Origin of the sequence: Ramlibacter pallidus (genome assembly GCF_015070875.1) — a bacterium.
Taxonomy (GTDB): domain Bacteria; phylum Pseudomonadota; class Gammaproteobacteria; order Burkholderiales; family Burkholderiaceae_C; genus Ramlibacter; species Ramlibacter pallidus.
Genome location: NZ_JADDIV010000004.1, coordinates 316,861 through 340,405, shown reverse-complemented (window position 1 = coordinate 340,405; position 23,545 = coordinate 316,861). Strand labels below are relative to the sequence as shown.

Sequence of the window (23,545 nt, the reverse complement as noted above, 5' to 3'; positions counted from 1 at the left end):
GGGCTTGATATCGTTATTGTTTATAACAAATAATCCGCCCACTCCGCAATGGACTCCATGAGCAAGCAAGACATCCAACTCGAGATCGACGGCGAGGTCGCCATCGTCCGCCTCAACCGTGCGGCCAAGCGCAACGCGCTGTCCGACGGCCTGGTGCTCGCCGTGCGCGACACCTTCCAGAACCTGCCCTCGACCGTGCGCGCCGCCGTGCTCGACGGCGCGGGCGACCATTTCTGCGCCGGCCTGGACCTGTCCGAGCTGAAGGAGCGCGACGCGGGCGCGGGCCTGCACCACTCGCGCATGTGGCATGCCGCGCTGGAGGAAGTGCAGTACGGCCCCGTGCCGGTGATCGCGGCGCTGCACGGCGCGGTCGTCGGTGGCGGGCTCGAGCTGGCGGCCTCCTGCCACATCCGGGTGGCGGACGAGACCACGTTCTACGCGCTGCCCGAAGGCTCGCGCGGCATCTTCGTGGGCGGCGGCGGCGCGGTGCGGATCCCGCGCCTGATCGGCGCCGCGCGCATGGCCGACATGATGCTGACCGGCCGCGTCTACAAGGCGGAGGAAGGCGAACGCGTCGGCCTCTCGCAGTACCTCGTCCCGGCCGGCCAGTCCCTGTCGAAGGCGCTGGAACTCGCCCGCCGCGTGGCGCAGAACGCCCCGCTGACCAACTATGCGCTGATGCACGCGCTGCCGCGCATCGCCGAACAGCCGGCCGACCAGGGCTTCCTGACCGAGGCGCTGATGGCGGCCATTGCCCAGAGCGCGCCGGAAGCCAAGCAGCGCGTGCGCGACTTCCTCGAAGGCCGCGCCGCCAAGGTCTCGAAGGAGTGAGCCGATGAGCACCGCGACCGCCACGGCCGTGCGTTACCGGCCCCTGCGCTTCGGCGTCACGCGCGGCGTGCTGCGCGAAGGCGCGGGCGGCGTGCGCTACCTGCGCGCCGACCAGGAACTGCAGCCCTACGCGCGCCGCATGACCGACCGCTTCCTGCACTGGGTGGAGGAAGCACCGGACCGCACGTTCATGGCGCGCCGCGTGCGCCATGCCGACGGCAGCACCGGCGACTGGCACAAGCTCACCTACCGCGAAGGCCACGCCGCCGCGCGCAGCATCGGGCAGGCGCTGCTGGACCGCGGCCTCGGCCCGGACCGGCCGGTCGCGATCCTCTGCGAGAACAGCCTGGAGCACGCGCTGATCGCGCTCGGCTGCCTGCTGGTCGGCGTCCCCCACACGCCGGTCTCGCCGGCCTACGCCACCATCAGCCAGGACTACGACAAGCTGCGCCACGTGCTGGACACGCTGACGCCGGGCATGGTGTACATCCCCGATGCCGCGCGCTACGGCGAGGCGGTGCGCGCCGTCGTGCCGGCGGACGTCGAGGTGGTGCTCGGCGCCGGGCAGCTGGAGGGCCGCCGGACGACGTCCTGGGCCGACCTGCTGGCCACGGTGCCGACGCCAGCCGTGGAAGCGGCCACGGCGAAGACCGGGCCGGACACCATCACCAAGTTCCTGTTCACCTCGGGCTCCACCAAGCTCCCCAAGGCGGTGGTCAACACCCACGGCATGTGGTGCGCCAACCAGCAGCAGATGCGGCAGTCGATGCCGGTGCTGACGGAGGAGCCGCCGGTGCTGGTGGACTGGCTCCCGTGGAACCACACCTTCGGCGGCAACCACAACGTCGGCCTGACGATCTACAACGGCGGCACGCTTTACATCGACGACGGCAAGCCCACGCCGGCGCTGATGGCCGAGACGCTGCGCAACCTGCGCGAGGTGGCGCCCACGGTCTACTTCAACGTGCCGACCGGCTTCGAGGCGATCGCGCACGCGATGAAGGCCGATGCCGTGCTGCGGAAGAACCTGCTGTCCCGCGTGCGGATGTTCTTCTATTCCGGCGCCGCGCTCGCGCAGCCGATCTGGGACCTGCTGCACGAGGTGCAGGAGGGCGAGACCGGCGAACGCATCGTGATGGGCACCGGCCTGGGCATGACCGAGTCTTCGCCCTTCGCCATCTTCATCACCAGCCCGGAAGTGAAGTCGGGCTACCTCGGCCTGCCCACCCCGGGCATGGAACTGAAGCTGGTGCCGACCGAGGGCAAGACCGAGGTCCGCTACAAGGGCCCGAACGTCACGCCCGGCTACTGGCGCAACGCCGATGCCACGGCGGAGTGCTTCGACGAGGAAGGCTTCTTCTGCACGGGCGACGCGGTGCTCTGGATCGACGAGCAGGACCCGCACAAGGGCCTGAAATTCGACGGCCGCATCGCCGAGGACTTCAAGCTGGCCACCGGCACCTTCGTCAGCGTCGGCCCCTTGCGGGCGAAGATCATCGCCGCCGGTGCGCCCTACGTGCAGGACGCCGTGATCACCGGGCTGAACCGCAACGAGGTCGGCGCCCTGCTCTTCCCGACGCCGGCCGTGCGCAAGCTCGCCGGCCTGCCCGAGAACGCGCCGCTGCAGGAGGTGCTCGAAAGCGCGCCGGTGCAGCAGCACTTCCAGAAGGTCGTCACGCAACTGGCGTCGCAGGCGACCGGCAGCGCCAACCGCGTCGCCCGCCTGCACCTGATGCACGAGCCGCCCTCCATCGACAAGGGCGAGGTCACCGACAAGGGCTCCATCAACCAGCGCTCCGTGCTCAAGCACCGCGACGCGATGGTGCAGGCCTTCCACGACGACCGGCTGGCCTTCACCCTGAAGCCGCTGAAGGAGAACGCATGAACATCCAGGGACAGGCCGCGCTGGTCACGGGCGGCGCTTCGGGCCTCGGCGAGGCCACGGCGCGCGAACTCGCCCGCCTGGGCGCGAAGGTGGCGGTGCTCGACGTGAACATGGCGCTGGCCGAGAAGGTCGCGGCCGAGATCGGTGGCGTCGCCTGCGAGTGCGACATCACCAGCGCCGAGAGCGCGGCCGCCGCCCTCGCCCGGGCCGCGGCCCGGCACGGCCCGGCGCGCATCCTGATGAACATCGCCGGCATCGGCACCGCCAAGCGAGTGGTGCAGAAGGACGGCAGCCCGGCACCGCTGGAAGACTTCGCCCGCGTGGTGAACATCAACCTGGTCGGCACCTACAACATGAGCCGGCTGTTCGCCGCCGACTGCGCGAAGCTGCCACCGCTGGAGGACAACGAGCGCGGCGTCATACTGTTCACGGCCTCGGTCGCCGCCTTCGACGGCCAGGTGGGCCAGCAGGCCTACAGCGCCTCCAAGGGCGGCCTGGTCGGCATGACCCTGCCGATGGCGCGCGACCTGGCCCAGCACGGCATCCGGGTTTGCACCGTGGCGCCCGGCCTGTTCGCCACGCCGCTGATGAAGCAGCTGCCGGAACCGGTGCAGCAGTCGCTGGCCGCGTCCATCCCGTTCCCCTCACGCCTGGGCAAACCCGAAGAGTTCGCCCAGCTCGCCTGCCATATCGTCACGAACACCCACCTCAACGGCGAGGTGATCCGCCTCGACGGCGCGCTGCGCATGGCGCCGCGCTGAGACCCCTTACCAACCCACGGAGACAAACCATGAAGAAGTTCGCGCGCACCCTGGTCACCGCCGCGGTGGCCCTCGTCGCCGCCGGCGCCGCGCTGGCCGACATCAACATCGGCGTCAGCCTGTCGCTGACCGGCCCCGGCTCCGGCCTCGGCATCCCGATGCAGAACCAGTTCAAGCTGTTCCCCAAGGAGATCGCCGGCGAGAAGGTCAACCTGATCGTGCTGGACGACGCTTCCGATCCGGGCAAGGGCGTGGCCAACGCGCGCAAGTTCGTCACCGAGGACAAGGTCGACCTGATCATCGGCTCCTGCCTGACGCCGGTGGCCGGCGCGATGACGCCGGTGGCGACCGAGTTCAAGACGGTGCAGCTGGCCGCTTCGCCGGTCGGTGGCGACAGCCCGTGGCTGTTCCGCCTGCCGCAAGGCAACGAAGTCATGGCCTACGCCATGGTGGAGCACATGAAGAAGCAGAACATCAAGACGATCGGCTTCCTCGGCTACACCGACGCCTACGGCGAGCTGTGGCTCAAGGCGCTGACGCCGCTGGCCGAGAAGGCCGGCATGAAGATCGTCGCCACCGAGCGCTTCGCCCGCACCGACACCAGCGTGACGCCGCAGGCCCTGAAGCTCACCTCGGCGAACCCGGACGCGATCCTGGTCGTGGCCTCCGGCTCCGGCGCCGCGATGCCGCAGATGGCCATCGTCGACCGCGGCTACAAGGGCAAGATCTACCAGACGCACGCCGCGGCCACGCAGGACCTGATGCGCATCGGCGGCAAGGCGGTGGAAGGCACCTACGTCGTGTCCGGCCCGGCGATGGTGGGCGAGCAACTGCCCGACAACCACCCGTCCAAGAAGCTGGCGGTCGACTTCTTCACCAACTACGAGAAGTCCTTCGGCCCGCCCAACCAGTTCGCCGGCCACAGCTACGACGCGGCCATCGCCCTGAACAAGGCCGTGCCGATCGCACTCAAGAAGGCCAAGCCGGGCACGCCGGAGTTCCGCGCCGCCCTGCGCGAAGCCTTCGAGACGATGGGCCGCACGGTGTTCTCGCACGGCGTGATGAACTGGTCCAAGGACGACCATTGGGGCTACACGAACGAAACGGGCGTGATGCTCAAGGTCGCCGGCGGCAAGTTCGTCGTCGAGAAGTAAGGTCTTCCTCCTTCCCCCCCTGGGGGAAGGCCGGGATGGGGGCACTCCGGCGCCGGCGCTCCCCCGCCCCAACCCTCCCCCAGAGGGGGAGGGAGCAACTCCAAGAACGAAAGCCCCATGGATCTTTCCATCGCCGGCATCCTGGCGCTCGACGGCCTCACCAACGGCGCCGTCTATGCCCTGCTGGCCCTCGCCACCGTCCTCGTCTTCGCGGTCACCCGCGTCATCTTCATCCCGCAGGGCGAGTTCGTCGCCTTCGGCGCCCTGACGCTCGCCCTGCTGCAGACCGGCAAGGTCCCGGGCACCGTGTGGTTCCTGCTGGTGCTGGCCGGCGCCGCGGCGCTCTACGACATCGCGGACGGCATCCGCCACCGCCATGCGCCGGGACGCGTCGCCCTCCAGGTGCTGCGCACGCTCGCCATCCCCGTCGTCGTGGCGTCGGTCGCGATCTGGGCGGCCCCGCGCAATTTCCCGCTGGTGGTCCAGGCGCTGCTGACGCTCGCGCTGGTCACGCCCTTCGGCAAGCTGATCTATCGCCTTGCGTACCAATCCCTCGCCGACGCCTCGGTGCTGGTGCTGCTGATCGTCTCCGTCGGCGTGCACTTCGCCCTGGTCGGCCTGGGCCTGTACTTCTTCGGTGCGGAAGGCTTCCGCAACCCGAGCTTCTGGGACGAGCGCTTCAACATCGGCACCCTCGCCGTCTCCGGCCAGGCCCTCATCATCTTCGCCGCCTCCGTGGCGCTGATCGTGCTGCTGTACCTGTTCTTCGAGCGCACGCTCACCGGCAAGGCGCTGCGCGCCACGGCCGTGAACCGCGCCGGCGCCCGCCTGATGGGCATCTCGTCCAACGGCGCCGGCCAGCTCGCCTTCACGATGGCCGCCTTCATCGGCGCGCTCTCCGGCCTGCTGATCGGCCCGACCACCACCGTCTTCTACGACAGCGGCTTCATCATCGGCCTGAAGGGCTTCGTCGCCGCCGTGTTCGCCGGCCTGGCGAGCTATCCGATGGCGCTGGTCGGCGCACTCGCCGTGGGCCTGCTGGAAAGCTTCAGCTCCTTCTGGGCGAGCGCGTTCAAGGAGGTGATCGTCTTCGCCTCCATCCTGCCGGTGCTGCTGTGGCGTTCGCTCCGCGACCCGCATGCGGAGGAGCACTGACATGCGCGCCCTCCACCGTTTCGCATTCCCCGCCTTCGCGCTGCTGATGCTGCTGCTGCCGGCCCTGCCGGTGCCGGACTTCTGGATCACGCAGAGCAACTACATCGGGCTCTATGCCCTCGTGGCGCTCGGCCTGGTGCTGCTGACCGGCGTGGCCGGCCTCACCTCCTTCGGCCAGGCCGCCTTCGTCGGCGTCGGCGCGTACACCGCCGCCTTCCTGGCCGTGAAGCTGTCCGCCTCGCCTTGGCTCGCGCTGCTGCTCGGCGTCGGCCTGGCGATGGCCGCGGCCCTGGTGCTCGGCGCCATCACGTTGCGCATGTCCGGGCACTACCTGCCGCTGGCGACCATCGCCTGGGGCCTGGCGCTGTACTACACGATGGGGAACATGGAGTTCCTCGGCAAGTACGACGGCATCCTGGGCATCCCCACGCTGAAGCTGGCCGGCTGGGACCTCGGCACCGGCCGCGGGCTGCACGTCCTGATCTGGCTGTTCGCGCTGGTGGCGGCGCTCGCCTGCACCCACCTGCTGGACTCGCGGCCGGGCCGGGCGATCCGCTCGCTCAAGAGCGGCGCCACGATGGCCGAGGCCATGGGCATCTCCACCTTCCAGGCGAAGCTCACGGTGTTCGTGATCGCCGCCGTGCTCGCCGCGATCTCCGGCTGGCTCTTCGCCTTCTTCCAGCGCACCGTGAGCCCGAGCCCGTTCGGCATCAACAAGGGCATCGAGTACCTGTTCATGGCGGTGCTCGGCGGCGTCGGCCACGTCTGGGGCGCGTTCCTCGGAGCCGGCGTGGTGCGGATCATCGAGGACAAGCTGCAGGTGCTGCTGCCGCAGCTGATCGGCACCAGCGGCAGCTTCGAGACCATCGTCTTCGGCGTGATCCTGGTGGTCGTGCTGAAGTACGCGCCCGAAGGCCTGTGGAGCTTCGTCTCCCGCTGGCTGCCGCGCGCCGACCGTGCCCGTGACTGGGACGGAGCCCCGCCGCTGCCGGCGCGCGACAAGCCCGCGCCGGGCGAGCCGCTGCTGCAGGTGCAGGCCGCGCGCAAGGAGTTCGGCGGGCTGGTGGCCGTGAACGACATCAGCTTCGAGATCCGCGCGGGCGACATCGTCGGCCTGATCGGGCCCAACGGCGCCGGCAAGTCGACCACCTTCAACCTGATCACCGGCGTGCTCTCGCTCACGTCCGGCCAGGTGCTGTACCGCGGCGAGGCGATCGGCGGCCTGCCCTCGCGCCAGATCGCGCGGCGCGGCATCTCGCGCACCTTCCAGCACGTGAAGATGATCCCGGAGATGACGGTGCTGGAAAACGTCGCGCTCGGCGGCTACCTGCGCGGCAAGGCGGGAACGCTGCGCGCCATGCTGCGGCTGGACCGCGCCGAGGAGCGCGCCCTGTTCGCCGAAGCCGAACGCCAGCTGGCGCGCATCGGCATGGCCGACCGCATGCACGAACTGGCGGGCAACCTGGCGCTCGGCCCGCAGCGGCTGATGGAGATCGCCCGCGCGCTCTGCTCCGACCCGGCGCTGCTGCTGCTGGACGAGCCGGCCGCCGGCCTGCGCCACAAGGAGAAGCAGGCGCTGGCCGACGTGCTGCGCCAGCTCAAGGCCGAAGGCATGAGCCTGCTGCTGGTGGAACACGACATGGAATTCGTGATGGGACTGACCGACCGCATCGTGGTGATGGAATTCGGCACGCACCTGATGGAAGGCACGCCGGCGCAAGTGCAGGCGAGCGACAAGGTGCGCGCGGCCTACCTCGGGACGGAGCACTGACATGGCCGACCTCCTGCTCCAGGTGAAAGGCCTGCACGCCGGCTACGGCCGCGCCGAGGTGCTCACCGGCCTCGACTTCCAGCTGCCGCGCGGCCAGGTCGTCACCGTGATCGGCCCGAACGGCGCCGGCAAGTCGACCACGCTCAACGCGCTCATGGGCCTGCTGCCCTTCCGCGGTCAGGTTCTCCTCGATGGCGTGGATCTCGCCGCGACCGAACTCGAGGACCGCGTGATGATGGGCATGGCGCTGGTGCCCGAGCGGCGCGAGCTGTTCGGCACCATGCCGGTGGAGGACAACCTCGTGCTCGGCGGCTACCGCCCCATGAAGCTGCGGGTGCCGAAATGGCGCGACGGGCTGGAACGCGTCTACAGCCTCTTCCCGCGCCTCAAGGAGCGCCGCACGCAACTGGCCGGCACGCTCTCCGGCGGTGAACGCCAGATGCTGGCGGTGGGCCGCGCGCTGATGTCGCAGCCCAAGCTGCTGATGCTCGACGAACCCAGCCTCGGCCTCGCCCCGCTGGTGGTGCGCGAGATCTTCCAGACCATCGAGCGGCTCCGCGCCGAGGGCGTCTCCATCCTGCTGGTGGAGCAGAACGCCCGCGCGGCGCTGCAGGTGGCCGACCACGGCTACGTGCTGGAGACCGGGGAGATCAGCCTGCAGGGCCCCGCGGCCCAGCTCGCCTCGGACCCGCGCGTCATCGAAACCTATCTCGGCGCCGCCCGCGCCAGCGCCGCCTGACATCCCCGCCCACGACACAGGAGACCACGCCATGACCACCCGCCGCCAGTTCGTGCAGACCTCCGCCGCGTTCGCCGCGCTTTCCGCGCTGGCGCCTGCGTTGCGCGCGCAGGGGTTCGAAGCGCCCAAGATCATCAACGGCTTCCCCGCCGGCGGCACGGCCGATGCGACGGCGCGCCGCGTCGCCGAGCGCATGGGCGGCACGGCCTATGCCAAGACGCCGGCCGTGGTGGAGAACAAGCCGGGCGCCGGCGGCCGCATCGCCTGCGAGGTGGTGAAGGCCGCCAAGCCCGACGGCGCGACGCTGCTGCTCACGCCCTATTCGATGATGTCGATCTACCCGCACATCTACCGCACCCTCAGCTACGACCCGGTGAAGGACTTCGCGCCGGTGTCCATCGCCGCGGTGATGACGCACGCCCTGACCGTCGGCCCGATGGTTCCGGCCAGCGTGAAGACCGTGCGCGAGTACCTGGCCTGGGCCAAGGCCAACCCGGACAAGGCCAGCTACGGCTCGCCCGCGGCGGGCTCCACGCCGCACTTCATCGGCGCGCTGCTCGGACTGAACCACAACGTGGAACTCAAGCACGTGCCCTACCGCGGCTCCGCGCCCGCGGTGGCCGACCTGATCGGGGGCAACCTCGCCTCCACCTCCACGCCCACCGGCGACGCACTGGCCAACCACCGCGCCGGCAAGGTGCGCATCCTCGCGACCTCCGGCGCGCAGCGCACGCCGTTCACGCCCGACGTGCCCACCTATGCGGAACAGGGCTTCCCGGAGCTGACCACCGAGGAATGGTTCGGCTTCTACGCGCCGGCCGGCACGCCCGCCAACGTGATCGCCAATGCGAACGCCGCGATCGGGCAAGCACTGAAGGAGAAGTCGGTGGTCGATGCGCTGGCGCTCATGGGACTGGTCGCGCAGGGCTCGACGCCCGCGGCGATGGAAAAGAGCCAGCGCGACGAGTTCACCCGCTGGGGGCCGTTGGTCAAGCGCATCGGCTTCACCGCCGAATCCTGACGCCACCCGCGACCGCGACCACCGACCACCCCTCCGCGCCACGACCGATGCCGCAACTGCGCATGCCCCGCCAGGCGCCCGCCCGCAGCGCCGCCACGCCGGCCGTGGCGCCGGACGCGATCGACACCAGCTTCCTGGAATCGCTCCTGGGCTACAACGCGCGGCGCGCGGCGCTGGCGGTCATCGAGGTGTTCCTGGAACGGATGGCGCCATTCGCATTGAAGCCGGTGGATTTCTCCGTGATGTCGCTGGTCACCCACAACCCCGGCATCACCTCGCGCCAGCTGTGCACCGCCCTCGGCATCCTGCCGCCCAACCTGGTGGGCATGGTCAACGCGCTGGAGAGGCGCGACCTGATCGTGCGCAAGCCGCACCCGCGCGACGGGCGGGCGATGGGACTGCACCTCACGCCGGCCGGCGAGAAGCTGATGCGCCATGCGGAGAAGACGGCCGCGGCGCTCGAGGCCGAAGTGTCGCGCGGCCTCAGCGCCGGCGAGCTGAAGACGCTGATCGCGCTGCTGAAAAAGGTTTACCAGCCCGCCTGAGCGCGGCCGTTGCGGCCGCGTCACGCCTGCTATTGTTTGTGTAGCAGGAAGCCCGTACACTCCGTTCCCCGCCCGCGAGGAGTGCCGCGCGAATGAGTTCCAAGGAGAATGCCGCCACCCACCAGCTGCTCGCGCTGCTGGAGGCGCGGTATGCCATGCGCGTGCTCTGGGCGCTGCGGGACGGCCACCCCCAGACCTTCCGGCTGCTGCAGGACAGCGTGGGCGGCATCACGCCGAACACGCTGAACACCCGCATCAAGGAACTGCGCGAGGCGGGCCTGATGCAGCACAACGGCGACGGCTACAACGTCACCCCGGCGGGCGCGGACCTCCTCAAGCGCTTGGCCGACCTCCAACCTTTCGCCGCCCGCTGGGTCGCCAGCCAGGCGAAGAAGAAGCAACAGACATGATCCAGAACTTCCTGAAGTCGACCCTGCCGGCCGACGCGCAACAAGCCACCCTCGTGGGCCGTGTGTGGATCGAGGGCCAGGGCCCGGTGCTGGTGCGGGCCGACCACGAAGCGGTGTACGACCTCTCGGGCCTCGCCCCGACCTGCAGCGCGCTGCTGGAGCGTCCCAATGCCGCCGCCGCCGTCCGGGCGCATGCGGCGCCGCGCATTGCTTCCGTGCAGGAGGTGATCGCGAACAGCCCCGAGGACGTCCGCGCCGACGGCACGCCGTGGCTGCTCGCGCCCTGCGACCTGCAGGCGGTGAAGGCCTCGGGCGTGACCTTCGTGGCGTCGATGCTGGAGCGCGTGATCGAGGAACAGGCCCGCGGCAACCCCGCGCTGGCCGAGTCCGTGCGCAAGGAAGTCGTAGCGGTGATCGGCGACGACCTCTCCAAGGTGAAGCCCGGCTCGCCCGAGGCGGCGCGGCTGAAGGAAGTGCTGCTGGCCAAGAACATGTGGTCGCAGTACCTCGAAGTCGGCATCGGGCCGGACGCGGAGATCTTCACCAAGTCGCAGCCGATGAGCGCCGTGGGCACCGGCGCCGAGATCGGCATCCACCCGAAGAGCGAGTGGAACAACCCGGAACCGGAGATCGTGCTGGTGGTCAACAGCCGGGGCGAGACGGTCGGCGCGACGCTGGGCAACGACGTCAACCTGCGCGACTTCGAGGGCCGCAGCGCCCTGCTGCTCGGCAAGGCCAAGGACAATAACGCCAGCTGCGCGATCGGTCCCTTCATCCGGCTGTTCGACGACGGCTTCGGCATCGCCGACGTCCGCCGGGTCGAGCTGGCGATGAAGGTGACCGGCCCGGAAGGCTTCGTCATGGACGGTTCCAGCAAGCTGTCGCTCATCAGCCGCGACCCGCTGGACCTCGTGACGCACGCGATCGGGCCGAACCACCAGTACCCGGACGGCCTGGTGCTCTTCCTCGGCACCATGTTCGCCCCGACGCAGGACCGCTTCGGCCCGGGCCAGGGCTTCACGCATTCGGTCGGGGACATCGTGGCCATCTCCACCCCGCGCCTCGGTACACTGGCCAACCGCGTCAACACCAGCGACCGGATCGCCCCGTGGCGCTATGGCGTGTCCGCGCTGATGCGCGACCTCTCACGCCGCGGCCTGCTCTGAAACCGAGAAAGAACAACATGATCACCACCCCCAGCGGCCTGCAGTACGAAGACGAACTCGTGGGCAGCGGCCCCGAGGCCAAGCCGGGCCAGGACGTGCAGGTGCACTACACCGGCTGGCTGTACAACAACGGCGTGCAGGGCGCCAAGTTCGACTCCAGCCGCGACCGCAACGACCCCTTCGGCTTCTCGCTGGGCGCCGGCATGGTGATCCGCGGCTGGGACGAAGGCGTGGCCGGCATGAAGGTGGGCGGCAAGCGCACCCTGGTCATCCCGCCCCAGCTTGGCTACGGCGCCCGCGGCGCCGGCGGCGTGATCCCGCCCAACGCCACGCTCAAGTTCGACGTCGAGCTGCTGTCCACCCGCTGACCGGCAGCCTTCCGGCCGAGGGGCGGCACACGGCCGCCAACCTCGGCTTTTTCCCTCTGGAATGCCTTGAAATAGGGCCCCCTGCCCCAAGCTCCTCCGCGTCCCGAGCAAGAACAACCCGTAGACCCATGTCCGAGAACGCCCAGAACCAGAGCGACCCGACCCTGGACGCCGCCGCCGCGGAGCAGCCGGCGCCCGAATCGGCCACCAGCCAGCCCCCCGGCAGCGCCGCCGACTGGCAGGCCCAGGTCGCCACGCTCAGCGCCAAGAACGCCGAGCTGGTCGACCAGTACCTTCGCGCGCAGGCCGAGATGCAGAACGTGCGCCGCCGCTCCGAGGAAGAAGTGACGAAGGCCCGCAAGTACGCGCTGGACAGCTTCGCCGAAAGCCTGCTGCCGGTGTGCGACAGCCTGGAGGCCGGGTTGCACCACCCGGACCAGACCGTGGAGCAGATCCGCGCCGGCGCCGAGGCCACGCTGCGCCAGCTGAAGCAGGCGCTGGAGCGCAACCGCATCGTCGAGATCAACCCGGCCGCCGGCACGAAGTTCGATCCGCACCAGCACCAGGCCATCTCCGTGGTGCCCGCCGAACAGGACCCCAACACCGTCGTCACCGTGCTGCAAAAGGGCTACGTGATCGCCGACCGCGTGCTGCGTCCCGCCCTGGTGACCGTGACCGCGCCCAAGTAGCGCGCAGTTCCTGTCCCGGCCTTGAATCCGTAACAGTTATCCACAAGTACCCCACACACTGATTCACACCCCCCGAGGGCGAGCAGACAAGGAGAGAAGAAATGGGAAAGATCATCGGCATCGACCTGGGCACGACCAATTCGTGCGTTGCCATCATGGAGGGCAACAACGTCAAGGTCATCGAGAACTCCGAAGGCGCGCGCACCACGCCGTCGATCGTGGCCTACCAGGAAGACGGTGAAGTGCTGGTCGGCGCCTCGGCCAAGCGCCAGGCCGTCACCAACCCCAAGAACACGCTCTATGCGGTGAAGCGCCTGATCGGCCGCAAGTTCACCGAGAAGGAAGTGCAGAAGGACATCGACCTGATGCCCTACAGCATCGTGGCGGCCGACAACGGCGACGCCTGGGTGGAATCGCGCGGCAAGAAGCTGGCGCCGCCGCAGGTCTCCGCCGAAGTGCTGCGCAAGATGAAGAAGACGGCCGAGGACTACCTCGGCGAGGAAGTGACGGAAGCCGTGATCACGGTGCCCGCGTACTTCAACGACTCGCAGCGCCAGGCCACCAAGGACGCCGGCCGCATCGCGGGCCTGGACGTCAAGCGCATCATCAACGAGCCCACCGCCGCGGCCCTGGCCTTCGGCCTGGACAAGCACGGCAAGGGCGACCGCAAGATCGCCGTGTACGACCTGGGCGGCGGCACGTTCGACATCTCGATCATCGAGATCGCGGACGTCGACGGCGAGAAGCAGTTCGAAGTGCTCTCCACGAACGGCGACACGTTCCTGGGCGGCGAGGACTTCGACCAGCGCATCATCGACTACATCATCGCCGAGTTCAAGAAGGAGCAGGGTGTCGACCTGTCGAAGGACGTGCTCGCGCTGCAGCGCCTGAAGGAAGCGGCCGAGAAGGCCAAGATCGAGCTGTCCAACAGCACGCAGACCGACATCAACCTGCCGTACATCACGGCCGATGCGTCCGGTCCGAAGCACCTGAACATCAAGCTCACGCGCGCCAAGCTGGAGTCGCTGGTCGACGAGCTGATCGCGCGCACGATCGAGCCGTGCAAGGTGGCGATCAAGGACTCCGGCGTGTCCGTCAACGACATCCAGGACGTGATCCTGGTGGGCGGCATGTCGCGCATGCCCAAGGTGCAGGAGAAGGTCAAGGAGTTCTTCGGCAAGGAGCCGCGCAAGGACGTGAACCCCGACGAGGCCGTGGCCGTCGGCGCCGCCATCCAGGGCCAGGTGCTCTCGGGCGAGCGCAAGGACGTGCTGCTGCTGGACGTCACCCCGCTGTCGCTGGGCATCGAGACCCTGGGCGGCGTGATGACGAAGATGATCAAGAAGAACACGACGATCCCGACCAAGTTCGCGCAGACCTTCTCGACCGCCGACGACAACCAGCCGGCCGTGACGATCAAGGTCTACCAGGGCGAGCGCGACATCGCCACCGGCAACAAGCTGCTGGGCGAGTTCAACCTGGAAGGCATCCCGCCGGCACCGCGCGGCCTGCCCCAGATCGAGGTGAGCTTCGACATCGACGCGAACGGCATCCTGCACGTCGGCGCCAAGGACAAGGGCACCGGCAAGGAGAACAAGATCACCATCAAGGCGAACTCGGGCCTGTCGGAAGCCGAGATCGAGAAGATGGTGAAGGACGCCGAGGTCAACGCCGCCGAGGACAAGAAGAAGCTCGAGCTGGTGACGGCCCGCAACCAGGGCGAGGCGATGGTGCACAGCGTGCGCAAGAGCCTGGCGGAGTACGGCGACAAGATCGACGCGTCCGAGAAGGCGAAGATCGAGGCCGCGGCCAAGGAACTGGAAGAAGTGCTCAAGTCGGAAGACAAGGAGCAGATCGAGGCCAAGACCAACGCGCTGATGACGGCCAGCCAGAAGCTGGGCGAGCAGATGTACGCCGCGCAGCAGGCGGCGGGCGGCGCGGGTGCGGCCCCGGAAGGCGACGCGGGCGCGGGCTCCAAGCCGGCCAACGACGACAACGTGGTGGACGCCGAGGTCAAGGAAGTCAAGAAAGGTTGAACGCGCACGCCTGCGGCGCCGGTTTGACTCGCCGCGTTCGACACTGACGCACTCGCGCAGGTCAACGCGGCGTTCTTTCTGAAGTACCCAACGAACAATGGCCACGAAACGCGATTACTACGAAGTCCTCGGGGTTCCCAAGAACGCCTCGGACGAAGAGATCAAGAAGGCGTATCGCAAGCTGGCGATGAAGTTCCACCCTGACCGCAACCAGGGGGAGGACGCCGCCAAGGATGCGGAGGCGCGCTTCAAGGAGGCCAAGGAAGCTTACGAGATGCTCTCGGACGCCGAGAAGCGGGCCGCGTACGACCAGTACGGGCACGCCGGCGTCGACCCGAACATGCGCGGCGGCCCCGGGGCGGAAGGCTTCGGCGGATTCGCCGAGGCCTTCGGCGACATCTTCGGGGACATCTTCGGCCAGCAGCGCGGCGCCGGCGGCGCCCGTGGCGGCCGACAGGTCTACCGCGGCAGCGACCTGTCGTACGCGATGGAAGTGACGCTGGAGGAAGCCGCCAAGGGCAAGGACGCGCAGATCCGCATCCCGTCGTGGGACGAGTGCGACACCTGCCACGGCTCCGGTGCCAAGCCGGGCACGCAGGCCAAGACCTGCAGCACCTGCCACGGCCAGGGCGTCGTGCAGATGCGCCAGGGCTTCTTCAGCGTGCAGCAGACCTGCCCGCACTGCCGCGGCTCCGGCAAGATCATTCCCGAGCCGTGCCAGACCTGCCACGGCCAGGGCAAGGTCAAGCGCCAGAAGACGCTGGAAGTGCGCATCCCCCCGGGCATCGACGACGGCATGCGCATCCGCAGCGCCGGCAACGGCGAGCCCGGCACCAACGGCGGGCCGCCGGGCGACCTGTACATCGAGATCCGGCTGAAGAAGCACGCGATCTTCGAGCGCGACGGCGACGACCTGCACTGCGTGGTGCCGGTGAGCATCGCGCGGGCCGCCCTCGGCGGCGAGATCGAGGTGCCCACGCTCGACGGCAAGGCGGCCATCGACATCCCGGAAGGCACCCAGGCCGGCAAGCAGTTCCGCCTGCGCGGCAAGGGCATCAAGGGCGTGCGGTCCAGCGTGCCCGGCGACCTCTACTGCCACGTCGCGGTCGAGACCCCGGTGAAGTTGACCGAGCACCAGCGCAAGCTGCTGAAGGAACTGGACGAATCCCTGAAGAAGGGCGGCGCCAAGCATTCGCCCAACGAGGAGTCGTGGGCGGACAAGCTGAAGGGCTTCTTCTCGGCGTGACCCCACTGCCGTCCTTCCCGCGCACGCGGGGATGACGGTGGCGCGTTCTGTGGCGAAGCAGGCACACAGCCACAGGCGCCGATGCCGCCGCAAGTGCCATTTGTCACGCCCCCGGCGACAATCCGCCCATGGCCCTTCGCCTTTTCCGCACCACCGGCTACTCCACCCTGCTCATGCCGGGCGAGGCCCGCATCGCGCCGCACCCGGCGCGGCTGGTGCTGTTCGCGAGCCTGTGGCTGGGCGTCGTGGGCAACGTGGCCGTGTGGCGCGCCCTCGCCGGCGCCCTCGACTGGCGCACGGCGGTCGCGGTCGCCGCGCTGGTGGGCGGGGCCTGCGGCGTCACCTTCAGCATCCTGGGCTGGCGCCGCACGCTCAAGCCCGCGATCACGATCGCGCTGATCGCCGGGGCGCTGGTCGCCGCCGGCCTGTGGAACCAGCGCCTGCCGATCGAGACCCTGTGGCAGGGCCCGCCGCGCACGCTGCTGCCGCCGTGGACCAGCTTCATGCGCTGGGAAGTGCTGCTGATGGTGCTGCTGCTCGCCGTCGTGCCCATCGTGTGGCTGTGGAACCATGCGGTGCGGCGGCTGCCCGGCCAGGCGCAGATGCAATCCAACATCCTGGGCGCGGTCTTCGGCGCGGTCGTCTTCGCCGTCGGCCTCTTCCTGCTGCGCGCCTAGAACAGCGTGCCCTGCCCCGCCGGTGCCGGCGGGCGGAACAGGTGCGTGGGGAACTCCACCTTCTTGCGGTTGAAGCCGTGCCGCGCGGCCGCCTTGCGAAAGCGCTGGCCGACCAGCTCCGCCCAGGTCCCCGAACCCTTCATGCGGGTGGCGAAGTCGCTGTCGTAGTCCTTGCCCCCGCGCATCTCCTGGATGCGGTGCATCACGCGGTCCGCGCGCTGCGGGTAGTGCGTCTGCAGCCAGGTGCGGAACAGCGGCGCGACCTCCCAGGGCAGGCGCAGCACGTGATAGAAGGCTTCGCGCGCGCCCGCCTCCCAGGCGGCTTCCAGCACCTGCTCCATATCGTCGTTGAGGAAGGGGATCTGCGGCGCCAGGCTCACCCCGCACGGGATGCCCTGGTCCGCAAGCGTCTTCAGGATGCGCAGGCGCCGGTGCGGCGCGGCGGCGCGCGGCTCCAGCTTGCGGGCCAGGTCGGCGTCCAGCGTGGTGATCGTCACGTAGACTGCGGCCAGCCCCTTGGCGGCCATCGGCGCGATCAGGTCGATGTCGCGCTCGACACCGCTGGATTTGGTGACGAGCGCGAACGGGTGGTCGCATTCCTGCAGCACCTCGATCACCTGCCGGGTCAGCCGCAGTTCGCGTTCGACCGGCTGGTAGCAGTCGGTGGCCGTCCCGATGGCGATCAGCTCCGGCCGGTAAGACTTGCGCGCCAGTTCCAGCCGCAGCAGGTCGACCGCGTTGCGCTTGGCGATGATCTTCGTCTCGAAGTCCAGGCCGGGCGAAAGGTTGAGGTAGCTGTGCGTGGGCCGCGCGTAGCAATAGATGCAGCCGTGCTCGCAGCCGCGATAGGGATTGATGGACTTGCCGAAATGGATGTCCGGCGAGTCGTTGCTCGTGATCAGGCTGCGGGCGTTCTCCCAGATCACCTCGGTGCGGGGCGGGCCCGCGGCGTCCTCGCCCTCTTCCGCGTCCCAGCCGTCGTCGAAGCCTTCCCGCGCATCCGGCGCGAAGCGGTGCGGGAAACGGGTCGCGGTGCCGCGGCCCTTGAGCGCCTGGAGGGGAACGCGGACCTCGGCCACCCGCGTGTCGGTGCTGCGGTCGATACTGTTCATGCGTACAGTATGCCTTCGGGCGCATGGGAATACCCGCTCGTTTCAGTCTGAATTTTCAGTAATTCCTGAAAGTCCAAGACTTCGCGCATAAAGTTCGACGCATGTCATTGCAGGACCACCTCCCTCCCCTCAGCCGCCAGTTCGTCTCGCACTTCGGGGAGATGGGCAGCCGCTGGGGCATCAACCGCACCGTGGGCCAGATCTACGCGCTGCTGTTCGTCTCGCCGCGAGCGCTGAACGCCGACGAGATCGCGGAGACGCTGGAGTTCTCGCGCTCCAACGTCAGCATGGGACTGAAGGAACTGCAGTCGTGGCGGCTGGTGCGCATGAAGCACCTCAGCGGCGACCGGCGCGAGTACTTCGAATCGCCCGCGGACGTGTGGGAGATCTTCCGGCACCTGGCCGAGGAGCGCCGCCGGCGCGAGATCGAACCGACGCTTTCGATGCTGCGCATGGCCTTGCTGGAACAGCCTTCGACGGACGAGGAGCGCCACGCGCAGGAGCGCATGCGGCAGATGTACGATCTGATCGACCGGCTCATGACGTGGTTCGACGACGTCCAGAAGCTCGCGCCCGAGACCGCGATGCAGCTCATGGGCATGGGCAGCGCGGTGACGCGCGTGCTGGAACTCAAGGACCGCGTCACCGGACGCGCCGCCGCCCGCGCCGGCAAGGAGGCCTGAAGCGATGGAAGCCCTCGACACCCTCCTGCTCTCGCGCATCCAGTTCGGCACGAACATCGCGTTCCACATCCTCTTCCCCACGATCAACATTGCGCTGTGCTGGTTCCTGGTGTACTTCCGGCTGCGCCATGACGCCGCGCGGGGCACGCCCGCCGCGCGGGCCTGGGAAGAGGCGTACTACCTGTGGACCAAGGTGTTCGCCCTGAGCTTCGCGCTGGGCGTGGTGTCGGGCATCACCATGAGCTTCCAGTTCGGCACCAACTGGCCCGGCTACATGGAGCGCGTGGGCAACATCGCGGGACCGCTGCTCGGCTACGAGGTGCTCACCGCCTTCTTCCTTGAAGCGACCTTCCTGGGGATCATGCTGTTCGGCCGCGGGCGCGTGTCCGATCGCGTGCACCTGGTCGCCACGCTGATGGTGGCGGCGGGCACCACGCTGTCCGCCTTCTGGATCCTGAGCCTCAACTCGTGGATGCAGACACCCGCCGGCTTCACCGTGATCGACGGCCGCTACCACGCGCAGGACTGGTTCGCGATCGTCTTCAATCCCTCCTTCCCCTATCGCCTCGCGCACAAGCTGCTGGCTTCCACCCTCACGGCGGCCTTCCTGGTCGCGGGGCTGTCGGCCTACCAGCTGCTCCGCGGCACGGGCAATGCAGGCACGGGCCTGGCCTTGCGCACCGGCGTGATCGCCGCCGCCATCGCGGCGCCGCTCCAGATCTTCGCGGGCGACCTGCACGGGCTCAACACGCTGCAGCACCAGCCGGCGAAGATCGCCGCGATCGAAGGCATCTGGCACACCGAGCGGGGCGCGGCCCTGACGCTGTTCGGCATCCCGAACGAACGCGAACGCCGCACCGACTACGCGGTGCAGTTGCCGCGCATGGCCAGCCTGGTCCTGGCCCACGACCTGGATGCGGAACTGCAGGGACTGGACGCCTTCCCCGGCGCCCATCCACCGGTCGCACCGGTCTTCTGGGGCTTCCGCGTGATGGTGGGCATGGGGGTGCTGATGCTGGCGCTCTCCTGGGCGCTGGCCTGGCGGCTCTGGCGCCGGCGGGCACGGCCGGCAGCGGAAGGGCCTCCCTTCACGCGCCTGCAGCTTCGCCTGCTGGCGGCCATGACGTTCTCGGGCTGGATCGCGACGCTGGCCGGCTGGATCGTCACCGAGGTCGGCCGCCAACCTTTCATGATCTATGGCCAGCTGCGCACCGCCGACCTCGTGGCGCAGCACGCGCCCGGCACGGTGCTCGCCACCTTGCTGGTGTATCTCGCCGTCTACGCGTTCCTGCTCGTTTCCTACGTGCTCGTGCTGATGTACATGGCGCGGCACCCGGCGATGCCAACCCCGGAGGCGCCGCAAGGCGCGACCGCGGCGACGCCGATCGGCGGCCCCGGCTGGACCGGAAAGGAAGCCTGATGGACTGGCCCACCCTGCTGCCCCTGGTCTTCATGGCCGTCATGGGCCTCGCGCTGCTTGCGTACGTCGTGCTGGACGGCTACGACCTCGGCGTCGGCGTGCTGCTGCCGTTCGCCACCGAATCCGAGAAGGACCTGATGGTCGCCAGCATCGGCCCGTTCTGGGACGCCAACGAAACCTGGCTGGTGCTCGGCGTCGGCGTGCTGCTGGTGGCTTTCCCGCTCGCGCACGGCGTGGTGCTGTCGGCGCTGTACCTGCCGGTCGCGGTGATGCTGGTGGGCCTGATCCTGCGCGGCGTCTCCTTCGACTTCCGCGTCAAGGCGCGGGCGGCGCGCAAGGGCATGTGGAACGCGTTCTTCGCCGCCGGCTCCTTCATGGCCGCGGCGGCCCAGGGCTGGATGCTGGGACGCTACCTAACGGCCTTCGTGCACGGGACCTGGACCGACCTCTTCGCGCTGGGCATCGCGATCACGCTGCCGACCGCCTATGCCATGCTCGGCGCAGGGTGGCTGATCATGAAGACCGACGGCAGCCTGCAGGAAAAGGCCGTGCGCTGGGCCCGGACCCTGCTCTGGCCGATGGGCGCCGCGCTGGTCGCGATCTCGCTCGCCACGCCGCTGGTGAGCCCCACCGTCTTCGCCAAGTGGTTCGCCATGCCGCAGTTCCTCGGACTGCTTCCCATCCCGGTGGCGTGCATCGCGGCCTGGCTCGCGGCCTTCCACGTCACGCGCAGACCGAAGGTGGTGCAGGCGGGCTACGGCTGGGTGGTGTTCGGCAGCACCGTGCTGGTCTTCGTGCTGGCCTTCCTCGGCCTGGCCTACAGCATCTATCCCTACATCGTGATCGACAAGCTCACCGTGTGGCAGGCGGCGAGCGCGCACGAGTCGCTGGTGGTGATCTTCGCCGGCGTGGCGGTCACGCTGCCGGCGATCGTGGCGTACACGGTGTTCATGTACCGCGTGTTCTGGGGCAAGGCCTCGCCCCTGAGCTACACGGCACCGGCGGGGCCGCTCACGGAGGAAAGCTGAAGGGCCGCGCGCTCAGGCGGTGGCGAGCACGGGCAGGCCCAGCCGCTCCCGCGCCTGCGCGTACTCGCGCTTGAGCTGCGCCACGAAATCGGCCGTCGACCGCACGGCGGTGACGGCGCCGATGCCCTGCCCGCAGCCCCAGATGTCCTTCCAGGCCTTCTTCGCGTCGCCGCCGAAACTCATCTTGCTGGGGTCGCTCTCCGGCAGGTTGTCCGGGTCGAGGCCGGCCGCGCGGATGCTGGGCTTGAGGTAGTTGCCGTGCACGCCGGTGAACAGGCTGGAGTACACGATGTCGTCGGAGTTGCCGTCGACGATCGCCTGCTTGTACGCATCGCTCGCACGCGCTTCCTCGGTGGCGATGAACGCGGAACCGATGTAGCCGAAGTCGGCGCCCATCGCCTGCGCGGCGAGCACCGCGCCGCCGGTGGCGATGGCGCCGGACAACGCGACCGGCCCGTCGAACCACTGGCGGATCTCCTGCACCAGCGCGAACGGGCTCTTCACGCCTGCGTGGCCGCCGGCCCCGGCCGCCACCGCGATCAGGCCGTCGGCGCCCTTCTCGATGGCCTTGCGCGCGAACATGTTGTTGATGATGTCGTGCAGCACGACGCCGCCGTACGAATGGATCGCCTCGTTGACGTCGGGCCGCGCACCCAGCGACGTGATGATGATCGGCACCTTGCGCTTCACCACCGCTTCCATGTCGTGCTCGAGACGGTCGTTGCTCTTGTGCACGATCTGGTTGATGGCGTAGGGCGCGGCCGGGCGGTCCGGGTTCGCGCGGTTGTACGCGGCCAGCGTCTCCTCGATCTCGTGCAGCCACTCGTCGAGTTGCGAAGCCGGCCGGGCGTTGAGCGCCGGCATGGAGCCGACGATGCCCGCCTTGCATTGCGCGATCACCAGCTTGGGCGTGCTGACGATGAACATCGGCGAGGCAATCACCGGGAGCGCGAGGTTCTGCAGGACGGGCGGCAGTCGGGACATGGAAGCCTTTCGGGGATCGGGGTTCAGAACGCTTCGAGCGGCAGCGCGGTGACGCTGTCCGCGCCCTCCACGATGCTGTCGCGCAGGCCCGGCGCCTTGGCCAGGATGTGGTCGGCGTAGAAGCGCGCGGTGGCGATCTTCGCGCGCAGGAAGTCGGCGTCCTGTCCCTTGGGCAACAGGTCCTCGGCCGCCAGCAGCGCGCGGGCCATCTGCCAGCCGGCCACCAGGTTGCCCGCGAGCATCAGGTAAGGCACGGAGCCGGCGAACACCGCGTTCGGCGAAGCCTTGCCCTGCTGCACGACGAAGGCGACGGCGTCGAGGAAGGCCTGGCGGGCGGCGGCCAGGCGTTTCGCCACCGCCTTCGCGTCGGCGCTGCCACGTCGTGAGAGCTCGGCTTCCGTCTTCTCGATCTGCGCAGCGATGGCCTGCGCGGTCCGGCCGCCGTCACGCGCCGTCTTGCGGCCGACCAGGTCGTTGGCCTGGATGGCGGTGGTGCCTTCGTAGATGGTCAGGATCTTGGCGTCGCGGTAGTACTGGGCCGCACCCGTCTCCTCGATGAAGCCCATGCCGCCGTGCACCTGCACGCCGAGCGACGTCACCTCCAGGCTCATCTCGGTGCTGTAGCCCTTCACCAGCGGCACCAGGAACTCGTAGAAGGCCTGGTTCTGCTTGCGCACGGCCGCATCCGGGTGGTGGTGCGCGGCGTCGTAGGCCGCGGCGGCCACGCTGGCCATCGCGCGGCAGCCTTCGGTATACGCGCGCATCGTCATCAGCATGCGGCGCACGTCGGGGTGGTGGATGATCGGGGCCGGTCCGGCCACGGAGCCGTCGACGGGCCGCGACTGCACGCGGTCGCGCGCGTATTCCACGGCCTTCTGGTAGGCGCGTTCGGCCACCGCGATCCCCTGCACGCCGACCGCGTAGCGCGCGGCGTTCATCATGATGAACATGTACTCGAGGCCGCGGTTCTCCTCGCCGACGATGTAGCCCACGGCACCCTCATGGTCGCCGTACTGCAGGACCGCGGTCGGAGAAGCCTTGATGCCCAGCTTGTGCTCGATGCTGACGCAGTGCACGTCGTTGCGCGCGCCCTGCGAACCGTCCGGGTTCACCATGAACTTGGGCACCACGAACAGGCTGATGCCCTTGACGCCTTCCGGCGCGCCGGGGATGCGCGCGAGCACCAGGTGGACGATGTTGTCCGCCATGTCGTGCTCGCCGAAGGTGATGAAGATCTTGGTGCCGAAGACCTTGTAGGTGCCGTCAGGCTGCGGCTCGGCGCGGCTGCGCACCAGCGCGAGGTCGCTGCCGGCCTGCGGCTCGGTCAGGTTCATGGTGCCGGTCCACTCGCCGGTCACCAGCTTCTCCAGGTACACCGACTTGAGCTGGTCCGAGCCCGCGGTGAGCAGCGCCTCGATGGCGCCGTCGGTCAGCAGCGGGCACAACGCGAAGCTCAGGTTCGCGGAGTTCAGCATCTCGCCGCAGGCGGCGCCGATGGTCTTGGGCAGGCCCTGGCCGCCGAAGTCGACCGGGTGCTGCAGGCCCTGCCAGCCGCCCTCGGCGTACTGCTTGTACGCTTCCTTGAAGCCGGGCGTGGTGCGGACCTGGCCATCCTTCCAGCTCGAGGGATTGCGGTCGCCTTCCACGTTCAGCGGCGCGACGACGCCCTCGTTGAACTTCGCGCATTCCTCCAGCACCGCCTGCGCGGTCTCGAGGCCGGCTTCCTCGAAGCCGGGCATCTTCGCGATCTCCTCGATGCGCGCCAGATGCTCGATGGCGAACAGCATGTCCTTGACGGGGGCCTTGTAGCTCATGGGGGTCTCCGGTGTATAGCCCCCTCCCCCGGAGGGGGAGGGAGTCTTCT

At 69.0% G+C, this 23,545-nt stretch carries 22 protein-coding genes; 19 read left to right on the top strand and 3 right to left on the bottom strand.

Features of this window, described 5'->3' with window-relative positions:
• Window positions 1-57 precede the first annotated feature (57 nt).
• From IM787_RS14845 to IM787_RS14770, 16 genes are all read left to right on the top strand, one after another.
• Window positions 58-831, top strand: coding sequence for a crotonase/enoyl-CoA hydratase family protein (locus IM787_RS14845; RefSeq protein ID WP_193677456.1), 774 nt, complete (start codon window positions 58-60; stop codon window positions 829-831).
• Between the two features lie 4 nt (window positions 832-835).
• Window positions 836-2,716 (top strand): feruloyl-CoA synthase, encoded by a 1,881-nt coding sequence (locus IM787_RS14840; protein WP_193677455.1) that lies wholly within the window; start codon window positions 836-838, stop codon window positions 2,714-2,716.
• Window positions 2,713-3,477 carry an SDR family NAD(P)-dependent oxidoreductase gene (locus IM787_RS14835; RefSeq protein WP_193677454.1) on the top strand — a complete coding sequence of 255 codons (765 nt, stop codon included), beginning with the start codon at window positions 2,713-2,715 and terminating at the stop codon, window positions 3,475-3,477. Before IM787_RS14840 ends, IM787_RS14835 begins: the two co-directional genes overlap by 4 nt.
• Before the next feature lie 29 nt (window positions 3,478-3,506).
• A complete protein-coding gene (locus IM787_RS14830) occupies window positions 3,507-4,631 on the top strand; it encodes an ABC transporter substrate-binding protein (protein WP_193677453.1) in 1,125 nt (374 codons plus the stop codon).
• Between the two features lie 117 nt (window positions 4,632-4,748).
• Window positions 4,749-5,786 carry a branched-chain amino acid ABC transporter permease gene (locus tag IM787_RS14825; RefSeq protein WP_193677452.1) on the top strand — a complete coding sequence of 346 codons (1,038 nt, stop codon included), beginning with the start codon at window positions 4,749-4,751 and terminating at the stop codon, window positions 5,784-5,786.
• A gap of 1 nt (window position 5,787) precedes the next feature.
• The gene (locus IM787_RS14820; RefSeq protein ID WP_193677451.1) at window positions 5,788-7,557 is read left to right on the top strand and encodes a branched-chain amino acid ABC transporter ATP-binding protein/permease; all 1,770 of its coding nucleotides are present in this window, start codon (window positions 5,788-5,790) and stop codon (window positions 7,555-7,557) included.
• 1 nt (window position 7,558) lies between these two features.
• Window positions 7,559-8,296 carry an ABC transporter ATP-binding protein gene (locus tag IM787_RS14815; RefSeq protein WP_193677450.1) on the top strand — a complete coding sequence of 246 codons (738 nt, stop codon included), beginning with the start codon at window positions 7,559-7,561 and terminating at the stop codon, window positions 8,294-8,296.
• 31 nt (window positions 8,297-8,327) lie between these two features.
• Entirely contained in the window at window positions 8,328-9,317 is a 990-nt protein-coding gene (locus IM787_RS14810; protein ID WP_193677449.1) for a Bug family tripartite tricarboxylate transporter substrate binding protein, read from the top strand.
• Window positions 9,318-9,364: 47 nt separating this feature from the next.
• The gene (locus IM787_RS14805; protein ID WP_193677448.1) at window positions 9,365-9,862 is read left to right on the top strand and encodes a MarR family winged helix-turn-helix transcriptional regulator; all 498 of its coding nucleotides are present in this window, start codon (window positions 9,365-9,367) and stop codon (window positions 9,860-9,862) included.
• Window positions 9,863-9,954: 92 nt separating this feature from the next.
• The gene (locus IM787_RS14800) at window positions 9,955-10,272 is read left to right on the top strand and encodes a winged helix-turn-helix transcriptional regulator (protein ID WP_193677447.1); all 318 of its coding nucleotides are present in this window, start codon (window positions 9,955-9,957) and stop codon (window positions 10,270-10,272) included.
• Window positions 10,269-11,438, top strand: a complete 1,170-nt coding sequence (locus tag IM787_RS14795) for a fumarylacetoacetate hydrolase family protein (protein WP_193677446.1) — start codon at window positions 10,269-10,271, stop codon at window positions 11,436-11,438. Before IM787_RS14800 ends, IM787_RS14795 begins: the two co-directional genes overlap by 4 nt.
• A 17-nt stretch (window positions 11,439-11,455) precedes the next feature.
• Window positions 11,456-11,806 (top strand): FKBP-type peptidyl-prolyl cis-trans isomerase, encoded by a 351-nt coding sequence (locus IM787_RS14790; RefSeq protein ID WP_193677445.1) that lies wholly within the window; start codon window positions 11,456-11,458, stop codon window positions 11,804-11,806.
• Between the two features lie 128 nt (window positions 11,807-11,934).
• Window positions 11,935-12,495 carry a nucleotide exchange factor GrpE gene (grpE, locus tag IM787_RS14785; protein WP_193677444.1) on the top strand — a complete coding sequence of 187 codons (561 nt, stop codon included), beginning with the start codon at window positions 11,935-11,937 and terminating at the stop codon, window positions 12,493-12,495.
• 101 nt (window positions 12,496-12,596) lie between these two features.
• Entirely contained in the window at window positions 12,597-14,531 is a 1,935-nt protein-coding gene (dnaK, locus tag IM787_RS14780) for a molecular chaperone DnaK (RefSeq protein WP_193677443.1), read from the top strand.
• A gap of 97 nt (window positions 14,532-14,628) precedes the next feature.
• Window positions 14,629-15,777 (top strand): molecular chaperone DnaJ, encoded by a 1,149-nt coding sequence (gene dnaJ / locus IM787_RS14775; RefSeq protein WP_193677442.1) that lies wholly within the window; start codon window positions 14,629-14,631, stop codon window positions 15,775-15,777.
• A 128-nt stretch (window positions 15,778-15,905) separates the two neighbouring features.
• Window positions 15,906-16,454 (top strand): hypothetical protein, encoded by a 549-nt coding sequence (locus IM787_RS14770; protein ID WP_193677441.1) that lies wholly within the window; start codon window positions 15,906-15,908, stop codon window positions 16,452-16,454.
• On the opposite strand, the gene IM787_RS14765 is transcribed toward IM787_RS14770, so the two are convergent.
• Window positions 16,451-17,566: a PA0069 family radical SAM protein gene (locus tag IM787_RS14765; protein WP_227494386.1), complete on the bottom strand. Its 1,116-nt coding sequence runs from the start codon at window positions 17,564-17,566 to the stop codon at window positions 16,451-16,453. The two genes, IM787_RS14770 and IM787_RS14765, sit on opposite strands and share 4 nt — an antisense overlap.
• Window positions 17,567-17,667: 101 nt before the next feature.
• Here IM787_RS14765 and IM787_RS14760 point away from each other — a divergent pair, with 101 nt between their 5' ends.
• From IM787_RS14760 to IM787_RS14750, 3 genes are read left to right on the top strand one after another with little or no spacing between them, the layout of a single operon-like run.
• Complete coding sequence (locus tag IM787_RS14760; protein ID WP_193677440.1) at window positions 17,668-18,249, top strand: GbsR/MarR family transcriptional regulator; 582 nt, start codon at window positions 17,668-17,670, stop codon at window positions 18,247-18,249.
• 4 nt (window positions 18,250-18,253) lie between these two features.
• Window positions 18,254-19,669 carry a cytochrome ubiquinol oxidase subunit I gene (locus tag IM787_RS14755; protein ID WP_193677439.1) on the top strand — a complete coding sequence of 472 codons (1,416 nt, stop codon included), beginning with the start codon at window positions 18,254-18,256 and terminating at the stop codon, window positions 19,667-19,669.
• Entirely contained in the window at window positions 19,669-20,697 is a 1,029-nt protein-coding gene (locus tag IM787_RS14750; RefSeq protein ID WP_193677438.1) for a cytochrome d ubiquinol oxidase subunit II, read from the top strand. Before IM787_RS14755 ends, IM787_RS14750 begins: the two co-directional genes overlap by 1 nt.
• A 12-nt stretch (window positions 20,698-20,709) precedes the next feature.
• On the opposite strand, the gene IM787_RS14745 is transcribed toward IM787_RS14750, so the two are convergent.
• Window positions 20,710-21,681: an NAD(P)H-dependent flavin oxidoreductase gene (locus IM787_RS14745; protein WP_193677437.1), complete on the bottom strand. Its 972-nt coding sequence runs from the start codon at window positions 21,679-21,681 to the stop codon at window positions 20,710-20,712.
• 23 nt (window positions 21,682-21,704) lie between these two features.
• A complete protein-coding gene (locus tag IM787_RS14740; protein ID WP_193677436.1) occupies window positions 21,705-23,495 on the bottom strand; it encodes an acyl-CoA dehydrogenase in 1,791 nt (596 codons plus the stop codon).
• Between the last annotated feature and the right edge of the window lie 50 nt (window positions 23,496-23,545).